The sequence below is a fragment of the Lewinella sp. JB7 genome, assembly GCF_024297185.1.
GTDB lineage: Bacteria > Bacteroidota > Bacteroidia > Chitinophagales > Saprospiraceae > Neolewinella.
On sequence record NZ_JANCTD010000001.1, the window covers coordinates 209,268 to 227,565 of the forward strand.

The window sequence follows — 18,298 nt, forward strand, 5'->3', positions numbered from 1 at the left end:
GCGGCTACTTTAGGGTGCTGGGGTAGGAACGGTTGATGATGCGGGGCGGCTTCTCCCAGTCGGAGTAGTTGCGGTTGTCGTTGTCGGGAATCTTCGGTGGATAGCCAAAGAGGGCGTAATTCAGTAACCGGGCCCGGTGAGCCAGGCCGGAATGGGCCCGCATGTAGTTCAGGGAATTATAGTCGTAGACCGACTTGGCCGGTAGGACGCCCAGTGTTTTTGGCATGTTGCGGATGGAAAAAGTGGTCCGGCAGCTTTCCTTCCAGTCCAGGGTTTCCCGGATGTCGATCACCGCCAGGTCGTGCCAGGGGTGTAGGTCCTCGTTCCAGGTCTTCATGTTATTGAAGATCTCCGGATCGTCGTCGGCGGCCGCGGTGCGCAACTGGATTTGCATGAGGTATTTCGCGCCCTCCTTCCCTACCCGGTCCTCGTATTCGTATTTCAGGTAGTTGCGGCCCCGGGGGTCGTGGCGGGGGACTCGTTGGTTGGCCACGTCGGTGGGATCCGGATGGTGGTTGATGCCCGTTTCCGGCTGATCGTCGTAGGGCCGGACGCGGTACTTGGCGTAGCGCTTGATGTTGTCCTCCCCGGTGAAGCGGAAGGGGGTCTTGCAGTAGTACCGCAGATCGTGAAAGGACTTCGGGTTCTCCCGGATTGCTTCCTCGGCGCCGGCCAGGCCGCTGGGGTACTTCCGGTAATAGTCGTGGTACTCAACGCCCCACTTTTCCTTGCGCATGCGGGCGAATTGCAGGAAGCTGGCGGCCGACCAGAAAAGACTTACGGCCCCGGTGTTCATCTGCATATCAAACGGACTCCGCAGGTGATGATCCGAAAACTTGACCGACATGCTGCGAATTCCGCGTACGGCATCGTCGAGGAAAGTGGCCGTCGCGTGGCGGATACGGCAGGGAAGGGTGCGCCCGGCGCGGAAAAATTCGTGGCGCGGTAAGGCGGGATTGTCGAGTATGGTCACCATGCCGCGGGCGGCGATCCCGTTGTCGTGCGACATGCGGCGCTTTCCCACCAACGAAACCAGCAGTGCGATGGCGACCGCGAAGCCCTTGGCGGTGATCCACAGGACCACCCGGTCGCGCAGGCCACCCAGGGTATCGAGCAGGGCGGTATCGACCCAGGAGCGGGCGGGAGGGGGCGGATGGGTCATAGCTGATAGTTTTGGGATATGGCCCTGCGGGTGCTGGGTACGTCCGGCTCTACGAAGTACATATCGATCTCCCCCTTATTCTTGGCCGCGACCTTGCCCCGGTGCACGCACTCGAAGCGGTGGGCGATCAGCTCCCGGGTGGCTCCGGAGATGTTGATCTTGCCAGGAATACCACTTGATTCCATCCGTGCGGCGGTGTTGACGGTATCGCCCCAGATGTCGTAGGCAAACTTCTTGCGCCCGACCACGCCGGCCACTACCGGACCGGAGTGCAGGCCTACCCGCAACTCGAAGTGGGGTTTGCCGCGCTGCCGTTGTTCCCGACCGTGGGCCTGCGTCCAGGCCTGTATTTCCAGGGCGGCGTTGACCATGTCCTCGGCGTGGGTAACGTTGGGGGTGGGCAGACCACCTACGCACATGTAGGAGTCGCCGATGGTCTTGATCTTTTCGATATTGTGACGACCGATGATCTCGTCGAAGGCGCGGAAGTACACGTCGATGCTGCTGACCAACTCCTCGGCACTCATGCCCTCCGCGTGGTAAGTGAAGCCCTTAAAGTCGGTGAACATCACGGTTACGCTGTCGAACCGCCGCGGTACCGTCTGCCCGTGCTGCTTCAGCTCGTCGGCGGTTTCCTGGGGCAGGATATTCAGCAGGAGCTTGTCGGACTTCGCCTTTTCCGCCGCCAGCTCTTCGGTGCGCTCGCGCACCTTTTCTTCCAGGTTTTCGTAGAGCAGGGCATTGTCGATGGAAATGGCGATCTGCCCCGAAAGCAGGGCCAGCAGGTCGATACGCTCGGGCGTGAAGACACCGGTGGCCAGTTTGTTCTCCAGATAAAGGATGCCGACGAATTTACCCTGATTCACGAAGGGCAGGCACAGCACCGACCGCGACTTTCCGGACGACAAATGGGGATCGTGTACGAAGCGCTCGTCGTCGGCCGCGTCGTCAATGACCACGGGCCGCCGCGTACGGCTCACGAACTCAATCACCGAATGGGCTACCAGATCCGATTGCTCTACCGGGATATTCTGCAGCACCCGCGTCCCCGCCCCCTCCACGGAAAAGGCGGCCTGCACCAGCAGCCGACCGTCGCGTTCGAGCAACAGTACCCCCTTATCGGCACCGGCGTTTTCGATGACGATGGACATCAGATTATCCAGCATGCCCCCCAACTGAATTTCGCCGGAGATCGAAGTGGCGGCCTTCAGTACCGTCTGCAGGTCGAGGTTGGTGGTGTGGTTGAAATCCGAGAAGGTCTGGAGGGTATGGGTGCCGGCGGTGACGGTCCCCATGAGGCGTCCGGTGGAAGATACGTAGGACGGATAGCGCCGTTCCAGGTCCTTCAGCTTGGCTTCGGCGCCCCACTCCCGGTAGCTGCTGTAGGCCGATTTAATGTAGAACTCCGCCAGTTTCTCGAACTGCTGTTCCAGGTAGGCCCGCCCCGCCAGTTCGTAGGCCAGGGCCGTCTCGTGGAGGTAATCGTGGGTCGTAGCTCCGGAGATGGCGCGGTCGTAAGCCAGACGGGCTTCTCCGAAGTTGCCCCGGGCCCGGAAGCGTTCGGCCTCCATCAGTTCGGCCTTGTGGAGGTAGTTTTCGGGGGCGTCGCGGGCCCACTTGCGCATCTTGCGGATGTTGGCGGATGCCCGGCGCATGTAGCGGCGTTTGTCGGGCGGCTCGGCCTGACGGTACAGCGAAAGGTATACCAGGGCTTCGTAGAAGTGGTGGTTCGGAATCTCGAATTTGGCCAGCACCGCCTCGAGAAGTTCGCGGCAGCGCTCGGCGTGGCGGGCGGCCCCGGTGTAGTCCCGGAAGTAGCACCCCAGAATAAGTTTGTTGAAGTGGATGAAGAAGGTACCCGTCTGGTCCTGGCGCTCCGCGTTCTGCGCCGTCATCTTCTCCTCGTCGTAGGCCGTACCGGTCAACACGAGGGGATTAGCCGACCTGCCCAGAAAGTTCAGCATTCCCTGGCGGTACACCTCGTTGTAGTTGACGTTCGTCTCCTGTTTCAGTTGGCGGTAACTGCGGCTGTACGCGGCGGTTTCCTCCTCCAAGCGGGGCAGGGGCCGGCCGATGAGGTAAGCGTGGATGCAGTAGATGTTGGAGTTGATGCACGCGAACTCGATGGCCCCCGTTTCCAGGCCGATGTGGTACGACTCCTGCAGCGGGCGCAGGGTGTTGCGGACGTGCTCGTTCCAGTTGATGATGAGGGCGTAGACGGGGCAGTAGATCTGGGTCGTCCAGGCCCGCTCCTCGAACTTCTCCATGAGGGCCAGCCCCAGTTTCCCGTAGCGGTAGCCGGCCTTCATGTCCTCCAGTACGCCGCACATGATCACGCCGTAGGTGGCGAATGCGAAGGCACTCAGGGCGGTATTGCCGTAGCGCAGCGACATGTGGCACATCCGGAAGATGACCAGGGGGAAGAGGTTCGGACGGGCCCAGTAGGAGGAAGACGCGATGTCGGCAATGATGCGCATGGCCGCGACCTTTTCCGGATTTTCCATCACCGGCAACCGCTCCAGCGCGTCGTTCTCTTTGCCGTACAGCTTGAGCTTGGTGCGAACCAGGTCGGCCATTACGTGGGGCAGGCGGGGCTTGGCCGGGAAGCGTTCGCCGAGCTGAGCGAGCACTTCCAGTCCGGTATCGATGGCTTCGTGTAGTTGGTTCTTAGCCTTGAAGGACAGAATGCGGATTTCGTAGGGTTTGACCTTGTCGAGCAGGGCGCGGGCGTGGTCGAGCACTTCGCGAATAAGGGTGTCCATGACCGCGAATTCCCCGCTGAGGTAGTTGCACTCCGCGGCTTCGGTGTGGAGATCGCGACTGAGCGGGTAGTGGTCGGTCCAGCGGTTCTCCGGCAGCAGTTCGATGCCTACTTGCAGGTACTCGGCGGCCCGCCGGAAGGCCGAGGCCTGTTTGGCGCGGCGGCCGGCGGCCAGATTGAGGTCGATGAGGCGGGCCCGCTCTTCCGGATCCGTGATGGCCGGCAGACCGCGGTTGAGCTGATTAACGATGTCGAACAGCCGTTCGTCGTGGCGGGCTTCGGGAACGCTGGCCAGTAAGAGCCGACCGATGCGCGCGTGCATGGGCGCACTGTCGGCGGGGGCAATGAGGGAGTACACCGCCTGCTGGATACGGTCGTGGACGAAAGTATAGGCGTCACCGTCGGGCGCGATCAGTCCTTCGGAGAGGGCGGGGAAGAGGGCCTGGGTCACCTCTTCCTCGGGCACTTCCTCAATCACGGCCAGCGTATCGGCCCGGAAGGCGCTGCCGATGCTGGAGCCGATCATCAGCAATTCCTGCGCCCGCTCCGGCAGTTTACGGATCTTGCCGGCCATGAGCTCCACCACGTTGTCGGTGATGTTCAGGGCCCGAATGTCGTCGACGTTCCAGTCCCAGGTCGCCCGTTGATGGTCGAAGCGCAGGTGTCCTTCCTCGTACAACGAGTGCAGGAACTGCGTGGTAAAAAAAGCGTTGCCGCGGGTCTTGGCGTACACCAGTCCGGTCAGCTCTACCGCCTTCTCGCGGGGTACCGCGGTGGCGTCGGCGATGAGCTGCTGTACATCTTCCCGGCTTAGGTTCCCGATTTCGATGGTCGATACCGCCACGCCCGCCTCCCGGATTTCGGCCATGGTGCGGATGAAGGGGTGGGAGGCGCTGACCTCGTTATCGCGGTAGGCACCGATGCAGAGCATGTAGCGGTTATCCAGGTCCGTCAGCAACATGCGCAGCAGGCCCAGGGAGGCGGAGTCGGCCCACTGCAGGTCGTCGATGAAGAGCACGATCGGCTGGTCGGCGCTCGAAATGGTCTGGACGAACTTGCGGAACACGTAGTTGAAGCGGTTCTGCGATTCCGTGCCGCCGAGTTCGGGGACTTCCGGCTGGGGGCCGATCACCAGTTCCAGGTTCGGAATGACGGCCGTGAGCACCCGGCCCTCCGCGCCCACCGCCCGCTGGATGGCCTGGCGGATGCCGGCCAGCCGTTCTTCCTTTTCGGTAAGTATGAGATCTACGAAGCGGGTGAAGGCCTCGATCAGGGCGAAGTAGGGCACCGCGCGCTGGAACTGGTCGAACTTACCTTCGATGAAGTAGCCCCGCGCCCGGGTGATGGGCTTGTGTACCTCGCGCACCAGCGCCGATTTCCCGGTGCCGGAGTAGCCGGCCACGAGCACGACCTCCATCTCACCCCGGCCTACCCGCTCGAAGGCAGCCAGGAGGTCGGTAACCTCACGGTCCCGTCCGTACAGCTTCTCTACGAGCTGAAATTTAGCCGAATGATCTTCCCGCCCTAGCGGAAAGGATAGGATGGCACCCCCGTCCCGGTAGCTTTCCCGGCAGTGGCACAGATCGTGCAGGAGGCCCCGGGCCGACTGGTAGCGGTCCTCGGCGTTCTTGGCCAGTAGGCGGTCGACGATGCGGGAGAGCGGTTGGGGGACGGCGGGGTTCACGGAGACGACCGGCGGCGGGCGCTGAGCGATGTGGCGGTGTACGAGTTCCAACGGGTCGAGGGTGTCGAAGGGGTGGCGGCCCGTCAGCATCTCGTAAAACACGATTCCGGTGGAGTACAGGTCGGTACGGTAATCCACTACCCGGTTCATACGGCCGGTCTGTTCGGGCGAGATGTAGCGCAGGTTTCCCTCTAGATGCTCGGGATTGCCCAGGTTGTGCTCCCTGAGGTTGATGCGTGAGGCGATGCCGAAGTCGATCACCGTCACCTGCCGGTCGGAATCGTTTACCAGCACGTTGTGGGGGCTGATGTCGCGGTGAATAATGCCGCGTTCGTGGATGCCCGCCAGGGCCCGGGTAAGGGAGATGGCTACCTCGAGGAAGTCCGCCAGGTCTTCCGGCTTCTCCCGGAAGGCGGCCGCCAGGGTAGGGGCGTCCACCCATTCCAGCAACAGGGAATGACGGTTCTTCACCTTTTCCTTCCCGAGGGTACGGCGCACGCCGGGGACGTCCAGGTCGAGGGTGATGTCGTGTTCGTTGTAGAACTTGACGATCTCGCGGGGGGTGGGGAACTCGTAATTAAGGGTTTTGCGGAGTACGGGCCGCCCCCACTCACTCGCGGACACGAAGGAAATTCGTGAGCGCAAACTCTCGTACAATACTTCTTCCACCATCATCAGCGCCTCGTTGCGGGACGGGCCGGAAAATGCTTTTCCTGCCGACTCATCCTTTGCCAATATACGATAACCTGCGTATAGCTGTTGGACCGTCTTTATGGCGGGTTCGCGGGAGCCGTGAAGGCGGGAAATGCCGGCCGGATTACACCTTATCCGTCGCCGCTGCGTTTATCTTGGACCATGCGCAATTTCATCCTGCTTCTCATCCTCCTGTGCGCCGGCCGGCTAGCGGCGCAGTCCAATCAACTCGCGCAGCAGTACTTCATGGACGGCGAGTACGAAAAAGCGGCCGAGCTGTACCTCGGCCTGGCCGAAGAGAACTATAACCCCTTCTACTTCGACCGCTACGTCAGCAGCCTGATGAACCTGCAGCGGTACGACGAAGCGGAGAACGCACTGAAGAAACAAATTCGGCGCATGCCCGACGAACTGGATCTGCGGGTCAAGTACGGTCAACTGCTCGAACAGAAATTTGACGATGCCGCCGCCGAGCGGCAGTACCGGGAGGCGATCAAGAACCTACGGGGCGATCAAATCCAGATCACCCAACTGGCCAATGCCTTCATCCGACTGACGAAGTACGATTACGCCATCGAGACCTACGAACGGGGCGATAAACTGCTTAAGGGGAACGTGTCCTTTGCCTTCAACCTCGGTGACCTGTACCGCCGCAAGGGTGATATCGAACCCATGGTCTCCCACTACCTTGATGCCCTGGTGGAAGATCCCCGGCGGGGACGCAACGTGCAGACCTACTTCCAGCGCTACCTCGATACCGAAGGGCTGGAGGAAGCCCAGAAACAGCTGTACGCCCGCATCCAGGAAGATCGCAACGATATCCCCGTGTACCCCGAAATGCTCGGCTGGATCCTCATTCAACGCAAGGATTACCGGGGGGCCCTACGGCAGGCGCGCGCCCTGGACCGCAAGTTGGGCGAAAACGGGGAGCGCGTCTTCGATATCGGTACGCTGGCGTCGAACGCGGACGATTACGAAACGGCCATCGCGGCCTTCGACTACATCGTGGAAAATAAGGCCCCGGCCTCTCCCTACTACCTGGAAGCGAAACGGGAGGGCCTCCTCACCCGTCGGCGGGCCATTACGGACGGATACGCCTACACCGAAGCCGATCTCCGCCTATTAGAAACGGCCTACCTCGAGTTTTTGGAGCAGTTCGGGAACAACCCCGCCTCGGCACGTATTGCCGTGCAACTGGCGGAGCTGGAGGCGCTTTACCTCAATGATCTGGACAAGGCGATCGACATTCTTCAGCGCGTAGTCGAACTCAACGGCGTGGACGAAACCGTACGCGCCCGGGCCAAGATCGCCCTGGCCGACTATTACCTGATGCAGGGCGATGTATGGGAGTCGACCCTGCTGTACAGCCAGGTGGACAAACAATTTAAGGAGGACCTGTTGGGGCACGAGGCCCGTTTTCGCAATGCACGCCTGAGCTATTTCCGCGGCGATTTCGAGTGGGCGCAGTCGCAGTTCGACGTACTCAAAGCATCGACCTCCCGCCTGATCGCCAACGATGCTCTCGACCTCTCGGTCTTCATCATGGATAATCTGGGCCTCGACACCAGTGCCGTGGCTCTGCAGACCTACGCCGATGCCGAGTTGCTGATGTTTCAGAACCGCTTCGACGAAGCCTTTGCCACCCTGGACGGTCTGGTGAAGGACTTCCCCGGTCACGATCTCGAGGACGACGTCGTATACCTCCGCGGACGCCTGTACCAGAAATTGCGGAAGTACGAGGAGGCCGCCACCCAGTACCAGAGCGTCGTCGATAATTACCCCAAGAGCATTCGCCTCGACAACGCGCTCTTCGCCCTGGCCGGCCTATACGAGAATAAACTTGACGATCGCGCGAAGGCCCAGCAACTATACGAGACGCTCTTCATCGATTACAGCAGTAGCATCCTTGCCGTTGAGGCCCGGAAGAAGTACCGCGAACTGCGGGGGGATCCGGTCCAGTAGCCGCAGGAAAGCGTGGATTGATAATCCCGTACTCATTCCTTATTTTTAGGAGAAACACCTCCGGCATGTCCTCTCTCGGCCTTAACTCCCGCTATTTTTCGATCGGGCTCGTCCTGTCGATCCTCCTTTCGCTACTGGCCTGGGGCTTCCGGGAAGCACCGGAAGCGGCGCGACGGACCTTCCGGCACGATATCCTGCACCGCCACGAGCAACGGGGTATGGAACTCTACTTTAGGGAAAGTTGGCGCGCTTGCGCAGAGCCGTTCGTACAGCGGCCCCGGCTGCCTCCGGAGGATAAACTTGCCCTGCCCGTCTACCCCGGTTGTGAGGAAAAGTCGCGTTACGAAGAGCGGGTGACGTGCGGGATTCGCCGCTTCGCCCGCTTCATCGAGGACACCCGGACGGACCCGCCGGGATCGAAGCGTGAGCTGGTCGTCGTATCCTTTCGCATCAATAAGACAACCGGCATTATGGAGGACGTACGGCTGCGGCGTTGCGAAGACCGGCGCAACGGCCGCGAAGCCCTGCGGGTGATCAATTTGCTGGTGGAGCGCGGGGTGCGATGGTCACCGGCGAAGCGCAAAGGTGAACCGTTCAGCATGGAGCTGGCCGTGCCGATCGGCTTCCACGGGGCGGGATGCGGCAAGTGAGCGGACCGCCACCTAAGTCCCGCAACTGAATACCAGGATCGCTGTTAATAGAACACGACCTACCCTTTAGAACCTCGTGCGTAAACTATTCGTCTTTCTGGCGCTCGCCCTGCTGGTGGCGTGTAATAAATATTTGCCCCTCGGTGAGGTATCCACCGGGGAGGGCCCGTGGAAGTCGAAGGTGGTCCCCCCCAGTCCCCAACCCGCGGATGGCGACCCCGTCGCCGGGCTGGATTACCTGATCCACGGGGACTACATCGGCAGCGGCATTCCGATCGAAATTATGCGCAAGCAGGCGGCAAAAATGGATCTCGACAGCCTGTACCCCCGCAATGCACTCAACGAGGGGATTCCTTACTACATGACCGCCTTCGTCGCGCCGAATGGCGCCGAAACCGTGAACGGCAACTGCTTCACCTGCCACGCCGGTGAGGTAGACGGGCAGCTGGTCCTGGGGCTTGGAAACAGCTTCGCGGAGTGGGAAAAGAGTATGGTCCCGATGGGTGCCGTCATGCGGATGGGGATGGCCCTGAAGTACAAAAAGGACGCTCCCGAAACAGAGGCCTTCGTGGATTTCGGTCGCTACTTCCGGGAAATGGCACCGACGGTGAAGCTCAATCAGCCCGGCGCCAATCCGGCTTTCCGCCTCGCCGAAGCGTGTATGATGCACCGGGATCCCGAGGATCTTACCCACGTAGCGGATCCTCTGTACGAAATGTGGGAGTACAACATCGGTACCGACACCCCCCCGCTGTGGCACGTCGGAAAGAAGAACGCGCTGTACTACACCGGCACGGGCCGGGGAAGCATGCCTAAGTTGTTGCTGCAGGCCAGCGTACTGGGCGTGCCGGACAGCAGCCATACCCGAAAATCGGTGGAGGCGTTCCGGGATGTGTACGCATTCCTGAGCCAGCTCGAACCACCCACCTATCCGGGAACCATCGATGAGCCGCTGGCGCGCGAGGGAGAGCTGATCTTCAACGATAAGTGTGCCGGCTGCCACGGCACCTACGGCGCCGAGGAAACCTACCCTAATAAGATCATCAACGTGGAGGTCGTCAAGACCGACCGGCTGTACGCGGACTACATTCAGCAGTCGGCCATTGTGGATTGGTACAACCGCAGCTGGTTCGCAACCAGTGAGCCCCAATCGAGATTCGAGCCGTCGTCGGGGTACGTGGCCCCGCCCCTGGACGGCATCTGGGCCACGGCACCCTACCTGCATAACGGCTCCGTGCCGACCGTATACGAATTGCTCAACTCTTCCGCGCGCCCGGAGCGGTGGACCCGCGACGGAAAATCAACCTCCTACGACCACCGTAAATTGGGATGGCTGTACGATCCGGAGCCGAGAAACAAACCGTGGACCTTCGATACGACGGTACCCGGCTACGGTAACGGAGGACACACCTTCGGCGACAAGCTTACCGAAGATCAGCGGTGGGCGGTCGTGGAATATTTGAAAACACTATAGCTACCCCCGGCGCCGACGGGCGCGTTCCGGGCAGGCAACTTACCTTCCGTTGGTCACGTTGCTTTATCACCACATAACCCCTTCCCCATGGAATCTAAACGTCAGCGGCAGGTTGCCGAGCTCATCAAGCGCAATTTCAGTATCGTTCTCCAGCAGGAAGGCTCCTACATCTACGGCGCTCAGCCCCTGGTAACGGTCATGGACGTGCAGGTGAGCCCCGATCTCAGCGTCGGAAAGGTCTACCTCAGCATCTGGAATACCGACAATAAGCAGGCCGTAATCCTCCAGATGGACGAAGAGCACACCCGCCTCAAAACCGCGCTGGCTCACCGACTAAAGCGTCACCTGCGCCGGCTTCCGGAGCTTTCCTACTTCATGGACGAGACCCTCGACGAAATGAATAAGGTGGATACGATATTCGACCGTCTCTACGCCGAGGACCAGATGCCCGAAACCGAAGAGGTCCCCAAGAAGGAGTAACTTCCCTAGTATGCTGAGCAAACGCCATATCGGGAACGTCATTAAGTGGCCCCTCGGGTTGCTGGCACTGATGTGGATCGTGTTCATCATCGACTACTACCTTACCGGAGGACTGCTGAGCGCGTACTACGGCTTGCACACCCGCGAACTGGCCGGCGTGCCCGGCATCCTACTGTCGCCCTTTTTCCACGGCGGCTGGGGCCACCTGCTGAGCAACAGCGTTCCCTTCGTTTCCCTGACGGGACTGCTCGTCTTTTTTTACGCCCGCCTGTGGCCCCGCGTACTGGCCTCGCTGTGGATCGGTACGGGCGCACTCGTGTGGGTGCTGGGCCGCTCCGTGACCCACATCGGAGCAAGCGGAGTCGTATATGCCCTCGCCGCTTTCCTGGCCTTCAGCGGCATCTTCCGGCGTGACTTCCGGGCCGTGGCCGTCTCGCTATTGGTCCTGTTCTACTACGGCGGTATGATTGTGGGCATCCTGCCCGGGCAGGAAGGCGTCAGTTGGGAAAGCCACCTGCTCGGCTTAGTGATGGGCATCTTTGGCGCCTACGTCTACCGATCCGAACTGGAAGAGCATGAGGTCAAAGCCCGCCAGAAGAAGGCTACGCGGGAAGACCGTAAGAAGGAACCCTTCTTACGCGACGACACTTTCGCCAAGACCAAGGAAGAACGCAAGAACGAGGCTTTCTGGGAAAAACTGAAGGAACTCAGCGAGCGGGAACGCCTGGAGCGGTAGTCACCGGTGTAGGACCGTTGGACGGGGTGGGACCGTTGGACGGGGTATGACCGTTGGACGGTGTATGACCGTTGGACGGGGTGGGACCGTTGGACGGGGTGGGACCGTTGGACGGGGTGGGACCGTTGGACGGTGTAGGACCGGTGGACGGTGTAGGACCGTTGGACGGGGTGGGACCGTTGGACGGTTCTCCAAGCAATTCTTCGCTCCCGCGCGCCGCCGCCATTCCGCCTACTTCGGGATTCCGAGGGCAGTTACTATGCGGTGAAAGATTTCCGTGTTCTCGAAGACGCCGGTGAAATTCCGGGCGCCGGGCCCGTAGGCGAACAGGGGGACCATCGTTCCCGAGTGATCGGCGCTGAGAAAGTCCGCCCGTACTTCGCCCGCCGTAGAGCCGCCGGCAATGCCCAGTCCGCCGGTTTCGTGGTCGGCGGTAATGATGACCAGGGTTTCTCCGTCGGCATCGGCAAAGCGCAGGGCCTCACCGACCGCCCGGTCGAAATCCAAGACCTCCGTGATGATGGTCGATATGTCGTTGGCGTGGCCGCCATTATCGATCTGGGCGCCCTCGATCAGCAGGAAGAAAGGACGTTCGTCCTTGCCCAGGACGGATAATGCTTTCGCTACACTCTCGGGCAGGAAAGCTCCGCGACCGTGCGCCACAGCCGGCATTTTGTCGGTGCCGTTGAGGACGGCCAGGGGGCGATCAAGGATTTCGAACCGATCCAGGGTGGTAGTCGTAAAATGGGTGGCAACGGCTTTTTCGAGCGATTGTCCGCCGGAGATGAAGAAGGACAGGTTGCTGCGGACCAGGTCTTCGAGAATCTTACCGGAATCGTCCCGTTCCGGCGTATGGGCATAAAAGGCGGCGGGAGTGGCCCCGGCAATGCCATCGGTGGTGATGATGCCCGTCCGGTAATCGTGAGCCCCGAGTAACTCGACGATCGACCGCAACGGTTGCCCGGCCGTATCCACGCCGATGGCCCGGTTGTTGGTCTTCACTCCGGTAGCCATGGCGGTGCCGGCCGCGGCGGAATCGGTAACGGGGTCGTCGGCCGCCGCGGTGCTCACCAGGCCGATGTGGTTGATACTCGTGAGCGACAATTGTCCCCCGTTAGCCATTCGTGCCGCCGAAATTTGCGCCAGTCCGTTGCCGTCGCCGATCATCAGAATCACGTTGCGGGGGGATGCGGAAGCGTCGAACTCGTACCTGGGGACATAAGGCGTAACGGGACGATCCGCCACGTACGTATTTCGATGGAGCTGATCGAGAAAAGCCCGGGCCGCCGTGGGCCGGTCGGTGTTGATGTAGTCCAGGCCGAGACGGGCAAAACTCGCCCAGGCCGTCCTGGTGTCGGGCGTGGCCCAGAAGCGGAAGGGGACACCGGTGCTTTGCGCCCGTCGGATCACCGAATCCACCCGAACCTGATCCCGGGCGGTCATCCTGCCGTAGCCGTTCCAGACGGAGTACCGGCGGAAGCTCTGACTGATCATCGCCACTTTCGTAAAATCAAGGCGGTCGAGATCGTCCAGGTTCTGGTGGTCGAAGGAGATGAAGTCAGGATAATTGGGATAATCTTCCGGAGGTGGGCGGTTGCCGGAAATGATGAAGGTGACCCGATCGTTCCGCGTCAGCCGGGGGTACTTCGTGATGGCGGTGACCACGCGATCCAGGGTAGCGTAGGCTTCGGTCTTGAGGTCGATGAGTAGTCGGACGGGGCGTAGCTGCCCCCGCTCCGCCAGACGGGCGAGTTCTTCCAGGTAGGTGTTGGAGAAGGTGACGGTGGGATCGATCTCCTGCGGGGCGTGGGCAACGTATAGCGTATCATTTTGCAGCACTAAATCCACCTCGATCGAGGCGGCACCACCACTATACGCCAGCCAGAAGGGCACCTCCTGGAGGTAATCGTTGTGGGAGTGGACCCGGTATTCCGGCTGGGCGAGCAGGGGCGTGGCGGATAAGAGCATCAGGCCTGCCAGCCACCAGGAGTAAGGAGTAATCATGTAGCTCATCGGTATTTCACTAAGGTAGTTCGTGACGGGCGTCTGCGGATCACCCCGTTCACGACCGCTTGCGGGGAGCGGAGCCGAACTTTCACTAAAAAATGAAAGTCCCCCGACAACTACGCTCCCCCTCGACCGTTTTCCCGGTATGAATACCGCCGAACTGCTGGAAAAGGGCCTTAACCGCGAATGGCTCACCGCCGAGGAAGGCGTGTGGCTGCTGGAAAATGCCGCGACCACCGAACTGATGTACGTGGCCGATAAGTTGCGCTTCGCGGCGGTGCCGGAGCGGACCGTGACCTGGATCATCGATCGCAACAGCAATACGACCAACGTCTGTATCGCCAACTGCAAGTTCTGCAATTTCTACCGGCGGCCCGGCCACGAGGAATCCTACGTCACCAGCATCGAGGAGTACAAGCAAAAGATCGAGGAGACCTTCGCCTTCGGAGGAGAGCAGTTGTTGCTGCAGGGCGGGCACCACCCCGATCTGGGATTGAAATTCTACTGCGACCTGTTCAGTGAACTGAAGTCGCTGTACCCCCGATTGAAATTACACGCCCTCGGTCCGCCGGAGATCGCCCACGTAGCCAAGCTGGAGGGCATGAGCCACTACAACGTGCTCAAGGCGCTCAAGGAGGCCGGACTCGATAGCCTGCCCGGCGCCGGCGCGGAAATCCTGAGCGACCGGGTACGCCGCCTGATCTCCAAGGGGAAGTGCGGCGGGGAGGAGTGGCTCGACGTCATGCGTGCCGCCCACCAGCTCGACATCACGACTTCTGCCACGATGATGTTCGGCCACATCGAAACGAACTGGGAACGCATGGATCACCTCGTACGTATGCGACAGGTACAGAGCGAAAAGCCGGCCCACGCCAAGGGGTTCCTGGCCTTCATTCCCTGGCCGTTCCAGGACGAGGATACTATTCTGAAAAAGATCAAACGCGCCCGCAATACGGTGACCGGTGATGAGTACATCCGTATGATCGCCCTCAGCCGCATCATGTTGCCGAACGTGGTCAATATTCAGGCGAGCTGGCTGACGGTGGGTAAGCAGGTAGCGCAAATTTGTCTGCACGCCGGCGCCAACGATTTCGGGTCCATAATGATCGAGGAAAACGTAGTAAGTGCCGCCGGAGCCCGCTGGCGGTTTACGGCCGACGGAATCCAGGAAGCCATCCGGGAGGCCGGGTTCCGGCCGCAGCTCCGTACCCAGCAGTACGAGTACCGGGAACTGCCGGACAACATACGGCAACAGGAACTGGACCGGGCGGAGCTGATCGTGGACTAGTACCGTAGTTTTGGGGCATGACCGGTACCCTTTACCTCATTCCCTCCACCCTCGGGCCGGGGGCCATCGACACCATTCCAGAACGAACGCTGAGAATTACCCGGCGAATCAAACACTTCGTGGTCGAAACCGGCAAGGTCGCCCGCGCCTTCCTCAAGGAGGTCGAGCTTGACCATCGGCTGCAGGAATGCACGTATTACGAACTGAACAAGCGGACGCGCGACGACGAGTTGCCGGCCTTTCTGGAAGCGGCGCTGGGAGGACAGGATGTGGGTCTGCTGTCCGATGCCGGCGCCCCGGGCGTAGCGGACCCGGGAGCCCGCCTGATCCTGCTAGCCCATCGCTCCGGTGTACGCGTGGTGCCGCTGTCCGGACCGTCGGCCATTTTGCTGAGCCTCATGGCGGCCGGGCTGAACGGTCAGTCGTTCACTTTTCACGGCTACCTGAGTCCCAAACGCCCGCAACTGGCCAAAGACCTGCGCCGCCTGGAAGCCGACAGCCGCCGCCACCGGCAGACCCAGCTCTGGATCGAAGCCCCCTACCGCAACCAGGCCACCGTGGAAGTCGCGGTGGAAGCGCTCACGCCAACCACCCTCTTTTCCGTTGCCGTTGATCTGACCACGGAGACGGAGTGGGTACGTACGGCACCCGTCGCGGAGTGGGGCGGGGGCGCGGGAGCGGAGATTCAGAAACGGCCGGCCATGTTCCTGCTCCTCGCTACCGTGTAAAAGTCCTGTCGGAATACCGCCGATTATAGGCAGCAAAGCCATCCACCCCTAACCCGACATAACTACCCGGCCGGACACGGCGTTATCTTCATCATCCTTCGTCTTACCACGGTAAATCGTTTTCCCATGGCGTTACGCCTGACCCTGCTGTTCAGCCTGCTTTCCGTTTCCCTCTTCGCCCAATTCGCCAGCCCGATCTCCTGGAATTTCGAGCACCGTGCCCTGGGAGAGGACCGTTTCGAACTGATCGCTACGGCAAGCGCGGAAGACGGCTGGGCCATCTACAGTCAGCATACGGACGACGGTGGGCCCGTGCCGACCACCTTTTACTGGACGGAGGGCGACCACTACGAACGCATCGGGGAAGTGAAGGAGCAGGGGCACCGCAAGGAAGGAATGGACGAGTTGTTCGGCGTGAACGTGATCAAGTACCTAAGCGACCAGCCCGTAACATTTACCCAGACGGTGCGGGTCACCGATTACACCACCCCGATCACCGGCGAAGTGGAATTCATGTGCTGCGACGACGAGCAGTGCCTCCCGCCTACGACCGAGGAGTTTGCTTTCTCCGTGACTCCGCCGGCTCCCGTGGCCCCGCCCAGAGAGACGACGGCGCCGGAAAAAGAGGTAGCACCCGCCACCCCCACCGCGGAAGTAGTCGATCAACCCCAGGAGGAGGTGCTGGCGACCTACCGCGCCGCAACGCCCCCCCCGACGGAAGAAGAGCCGGTCGGCTGGACACTTACGGTGGAAACGCTGGAGGGAAGCCGCTACCGCGTGTCGATGACGGGTACCATGATCGACGACTGGACGGTGTACAGCACTACGGTGGATCCCGTGATCGGGCCCATTCCCACCGAGTTGGTGATCGAGGAGGGCGAAGGCGTAACGCCCCTCGGGGAAGTAACCGAAACGTCGGCAACCCTGAAGAAAAAGTACGATACGACCTGGGAGGCCGTGGTGAGCAAGATCGACGGCGGCAGCGTCACCTACTCCCAGGTCGTGCAACTGGAGGAGGGGGCTACCCTGAGTGGCTACCTGACCTTTCAGACCTGCAACGACGAAATGTGTCTGCCGCCCCGCGACCTGCCCTTTACCTTCGATCCGGTGGCCGGAGGAGTTACCCTGGATGGCTACGGGGCGGAGGATGTAGCGTTCGGGGGAGACATATTCGCGACCGAGGACCCCCCGGCGGACGATTTGATATTCAATACCGAGCCGGCGGGAACCTGCAGTACGGGAGAGGCCGTCACCCGGGGACGTAGCCTGTGGGGCATTTTCGGACTGGGCCTGCTGGGCGGGCTTTTTGCCCTCATCATGCCCTGTATCTTCCCGATGATCCCGTTGACGGTGAGCTTCTTCACCAAGAGCGGGGGAAGCCGGGCCGAGGGCATTCGGCGGGCGGGGCTTTACGGCTTCTTCATCTTTCTGATCTACGTGCTGCTAAGTGTTCCCTTTCACCTGGTGGCGGGCATCGATCCGTCGATCCTGAACAGCATCGCCAGCAACGTGTGGCTGAACCTGATCTTCTTCGTGGTCTTTCTCGTCTTTGCCGGTAGCTTCTTCGGCTTTTATGAGCTGGTACTGCCCCAGAGTTGGAGCAATCGGGCCAGTCAGGCCGAGGGGACCGGGGGGGTGACCGGTATCTTCTTCATGGCGCTGACGCTGGCGCTGGTGAGTTTTAGTTGCACCGGACCGATCCTGGGAAGCCTGCTGGTCGAAGCGGTCAGTGACGGCGCGTGGCCCCTCACGGCGGGTATGGCGGGCTTCGGCGTGGCGATCGGCCTGCCCTTCGCCCTGTTTGCGGCCTTCCCCGGGGTATTGAACAGTATGCCAAAATCCGGCGGCTGGCTGAATAGCGTGAAGGTCGTGCTGGGCTTCGTAGAGGTCGCGCTGGCCTTCAAATTCCTGAGCAACGCCGATCTGGTGGGCGACTGGAATCTCCTCCGTATCGAGCCCTTCCTACTGGTGTGGATGTTGTGCTCGCTCGGCATTGCGGCCTACCTTTTCGGTTGGATCAGCTTTCCCCACGACAGTGGCAAGCGGAAGGTGGGGCCGGTAGCCCTGGTCATTGCCGTTGCGGGGGTGGTGTTTACGGCCTACCTGGCGTACGGGTTTACGACGAACGAAGAAACGGGAAGCTACCGCTCCCTGAATTTGCTGAGCGGAATCGCGCCGCCGGTATGCTACAGCTACCTCAATCCCTGCGACTGCCCCCAGGGGATCACCTGCTTCAAGGACCTCGATGCCGGACTGGCCTACGCCCGGCAGGTGAATAAACCCGTAATGCTTGATTTCACCGGATATACCTGCGTGAACTGCCGGAAAATGGAGGAGAACGTGTGGAGCGAAGATCGAATCAACCGACTGCTGACCGAAGACTTCGTACTCATCAGCCTTTACGTCGACGATCGTAAGGAACTGCCCCCGGCCGAACACCGGGAAGTGGCCCGCCTGGACGGATCGGGGCGCACCCAGAAGATCGACCAGGTGGGGGAGAAGTGGCATTATTTCCAACAGCAGGTATTCCAGCACGCCACCCAGCCGTACTACGCACTGGTTTCTCCGGATGGTCAATTGCTTAATCCGCCGGTGGCCTATACACCCGACGTAGAGGACTACGAAACCTTCCTACGCTGCGGGCTGTCGACTTTCGAGCGCTTATCGCGGTGA

11 protein-coding genes are annotated in these 18,298 nt (G+C 61.0%); 8 read left to right on the plus strand and 3 right to left on the minus strand.

Annotated elements, in window-relative coordinates; translation table 11 throughout:
- Positions 1 to 4: 4 nt before the first annotated feature.
- A complete protein-coding gene (locus tag NMA52_RS00815; RefSeq protein WP_254825727.1) occupies positions 5 to 1,162 on the minus strand; it encodes a hypothetical protein in 1,158 nt (385 codons plus the stop codon).
- Entirely contained in the window at positions 1,159 to 6,252 is a 5,094-nt protein-coding gene (locus tag NMA52_RS00820) for an adenylate/guanylate cyclase domain-containing protein (RefSeq protein ID WP_254825728.1), read from the minus strand. The genes NMA52_RS00815 and NMA52_RS00820 overlap by 4 nt, the downstream gene beginning before the upstream one ends.
- A gap of 210 nt (positions 6,253 to 6,462) precedes the next feature.
- On the opposite strand from NMA52_RS00820, the gene NMA52_RS00825 reads away from it, so the two are divergent.
- The 5 genes from NMA52_RS00825 to NMA52_RS00845 all read left to right on the plus strand — a co-directional run bounded on the left by NMA52_RS00825 (position 6,463) and on the right by NMA52_RS00845 (position 11,602).
- Entirely contained in the window at positions 6,463 to 8,262 is a 1,800-nt protein-coding gene (locus tag NMA52_RS00825) for a tetratricopeptide repeat protein (protein ID WP_254825729.1), read from the plus strand.
- A gap of 65 nt (positions 8,263 to 8,327) precedes the next feature.
- Positions 8,328 to 8,912: an energy transducer TonB gene (locus tag NMA52_RS00830; protein WP_254825730.1), complete on the plus strand. Its 585-nt coding sequence runs from the start codon at positions 8,328 to 8,330 to the stop codon at positions 8,910 to 8,912.
- A 76-nt stretch (positions 8,913 to 8,988) separates the two neighbouring features.
- Positions 8,989 to 10,386 carry a c-type cytochrome gene (locus NMA52_RS19015; RefSeq protein WP_254825731.1) on the plus strand — a complete coding sequence of 466 codons (1,398 nt, stop codon included), beginning with the start codon at positions 8,989 to 8,991 and terminating at the stop codon, positions 10,384 to 10,386.
- 87 nt (positions 10,387 to 10,473) lie between these two features.
- Positions 10,474 to 10,866, plus strand: coding sequence for a 30S ribosome-binding factor RbfA (gene rbfA / locus NMA52_RS00840; protein WP_254825732.1), 393 nt, complete (start codon positions 10,474 to 10,476; stop codon positions 10,864 to 10,866).
- A gap of 10 nt (positions 10,867 to 10,876) precedes the next feature.
- A complete protein-coding gene (locus tag NMA52_RS00845; protein WP_254825733.1) occupies positions 10,877 to 11,602 on the plus strand; it encodes a rhomboid family intramembrane serine protease in 726 nt (241 codons plus the stop codon).
- Positions 11,603 to 11,833: 231 nt separating this feature from the next.
- On the opposite strand, the gene NMA52_RS00850 is transcribed toward NMA52_RS00845, so the two are convergent.
- A complete protein-coding gene (locus tag NMA52_RS00850) occupies positions 11,834 to 13,615 on the minus strand; it encodes an alkaline phosphatase (RefSeq protein ID WP_254825734.1) in 1,782 nt (593 codons plus the stop codon).
- Between the two features lie 139 nt (positions 13,616 to 13,754).
- Here NMA52_RS00850 and mqnC point away from each other — a divergent pair, with 139 nt between their 5' ends.
- The 3 genes from mqnC to NMA52_RS00865 all read left to right on the plus strand — a co-directional run bounded on the left by mqnC (position 13,755) and on the right by NMA52_RS00865 (position 18,298).
- Positions 13,755 to 14,897 carry a cyclic dehypoxanthinyl futalosine synthase gene (gene mqnC, locus NMA52_RS00855; protein ID WP_254825735.1) on the plus strand — a complete coding sequence of 381 codons (1,143 nt, stop codon included), beginning with the start codon at positions 13,755 to 13,757 and terminating at the stop codon, positions 14,895 to 14,897.
- 17 nt (positions 14,898 to 14,914) lie between these two features.
- The gene (locus NMA52_RS00860; protein ID WP_254825736.1) at positions 14,915 to 15,625 is read left to right on the plus strand and encodes an SAM-dependent methyltransferase; all 711 of its coding nucleotides are present in this window, start codon (positions 14,915 to 14,917) and stop codon (positions 15,623 to 15,625) included.
- Between the two features lie 126 nt (positions 15,626 to 15,751).
- Positions 15,752 to 18,298 carry a thioredoxin family protein gene (locus NMA52_RS00865; RefSeq protein ID WP_254825737.1) on the plus strand — a complete coding sequence of 849 codons (2,547 nt, stop codon included), beginning with the start codon at positions 15,752 to 15,754 and terminating at the stop codon, positions 18,296 to 18,298.